This is a genomic window from Psychrobacter vallis (assembly GCF_904846715.1).
In the GTDB taxonomy this organism is placed as follows: Bacteria; Pseudomonadota; Gammaproteobacteria; order Pseudomonadales; family Moraxellaceae; genus Psychrobacter; species Psychrobacter vallis.
On the sequence record NZ_CAJHBU010000043.1, the window covers coordinates 1 to 2,113 of the forward strand.

Here is a 2,113-nt window from a genome sequence, read left to right on the forward strand (position 1 = left end):
AGGCTATACCATCTTAGATCCAGAGTCAGGTGCTGGGGCGTATATGATTGGTGGCGGGCTTGATGGAGGTTTTACTGATTATGTATTTGGTATAACTGATTTTTTCGGATTTTTACTACTGGGACTGACATCTCTTAGTGATGCTACCATAAATATCCATACAAAATTTCCATTAAAATATCAATTTTATACAGGAGCAATAGGCTTGCTCTTTACAGTTATCACCACAGTATATAGCGTTTTCTCGGATTGCAGCTTTAAAGATGGAATTATCATACTAATCCCGCTATTATCTATCATAGCGATATTTGCTTTACTTGCAATTGTCACAGGTGGAGCTTTCGCTGCCATTATGATTGCTACAATGGGTAGTGTCCTTACAAATATGATGACTAATAGACTAAAGAGTATAGCATGCTAAAATGCCCTCAATGTTTAACTCCATTGCCTAGTAAATTCTTAATAGTATTTAATATTAAGAATCTTGGTTCTCAATCATTACTTCCTTGTAAAAAGTGTGGATATGAACTTATTGATCCCTTCAAGTATCAGATATGGATGTTTAAAGGTTTTACCACAGGAATAGTTTTGGGTGCGCTAGGAGTGAGTATACTAAACACTATTCTTGTATTTGTTCCTATTACTATAATAGTTTATTTATTGCTTTATATAAGTCTACCCTTAAAAAAGGAAGTTATAAGGTCTAAATAGTAGACTTAGAGACTAAAGTAAAATAAATACCATTGCATAGTCTAACAGGAGCAATTCTACAAGCTGGCGTTCAAAGCTACTACGCAATTAACGACAGTCAAGACATCATCGCTTAAAAACAAGCAGGTATCGTTCAGTATCCCTTCTTAACCTATGGAACGTTTTCCACCAACCTAACCCCTGAGTATCGTTATGGTTTACCACTTGCGGTAAAAATGGGCGGGGTGGTAATGGATATTGATAGAATCCTGCATACCAAGGTTGAGGTTAATAATGACAGAGAGAAGCTCACCGCTTATAACCTCTCAAGAGGGCCGAGCTATAGCTTAAATGAAAACCTTGTCCCTGAGCAGCTGTTTGATGATCCAAAAACAGAAGCTAAAGAAGCAGACGGTATCAGTGCGACAAAAGCACTCAGTCTCGCCGCGCAGCAAGGACAGACTATCTATACGATTACCACAGCCAATTATGCTGAAGTACTACCAAAGCTGAACCATAGCGATGTGGTGATGACCGATATCCGCAATGGGGTTAATGCAGGTAAAACCGTCACAGTGCATGATACGCAGATCACACTCAATGGCTGGTCAGGTACGGGCTATACTATTTTAGATCCTAATTCAGGCGCTGGCGCTTATATGATCGGTGGTGGGCTTGATGGGGGTGTTATTGAATTTTTTGGCGACAACCAAAATGTCATTACTCTAGCACTAGGTATTTTATCAATTGCAGCTGCAATAGTTACTGTACCTTTCACACTTGGTGTTTTGTTAATATCATTAACTGTATTCTCTGCTTTGATGATAACTATGTCGAACAACTTAGCTCTTCTAGAAGCAGGTTGTCCACAAAAACTAGTCAATTTTAACTGGTTGGTCAATACCATAGCCTTAACTGTAGGCTCGATATTTGGTAGTACAGTAGGTCGTGCTATAGTCCTTTCGATAGTAGGTTGGATATACACATCTGCAATATCATCAGATAGCATACAGTCAGCTTGTACAAATTTAGGGAATTGACGATGTATTTAGATGACTACTTTATATTGATATATTACTTTACTATAGCTATATTTTCAGCCCTAACTACTTTATACATATATGATAAATATCAAGAAAAAATTAATCTAGATCTAAAGTATTATTACATTACTACTGGAACAACCTTTTTATTTTGCTTAATCCTTCCCTTAAAAATGAGAGGAGGATGGAATTGGTTTGTTATAACAGGCACATCAGTGGCATGGGTTTTGATGCAAGTATTTAAAAAGGTAAAGTCCAAACCTAATAAATCTGAACCATAACTTAGCACAGTTCAGGTTTATGTTTGTCAAGGGTATAGCAAAGTCTATTATAGCGACTTACGATCATAGTTCAGGTCAATAACGATAGAGAAAAACTTA

The 2,113-nt window shown here is 37.1% G+C and carries 1 protein-coding gene and 1 pseudogene; both read left to right on the forward strand.

What is annotated here, in order from left to right; translation table 11 throughout:
* A pseudogene (locus tag JMY02_RS13480) lies at positions 1-421 on the forward strand (hypothetical protein); the annotation flags it as partial.
* A gap of 520 nt (positions 422-941) precedes the next feature.
* Positions 942-1,730, forward strand: a complete 789-nt coding sequence (locus JMY02_RS13485) for a hypothetical protein (protein WP_201599169.1) — start codon at positions 942-944, stop codon at positions 1,728-1,730.
* Positions 1,731-2,113: the final 383 nt, after the last annotated feature.

Coding starts and splice junctions, on each gene's coding strand:
- JMY02_RS13485 (WP_201599169.1), top strand. CDS start 942: ATGGATATTGATAGAATCCTGCATACCAAGGTTGAGGTTAATAATGAC.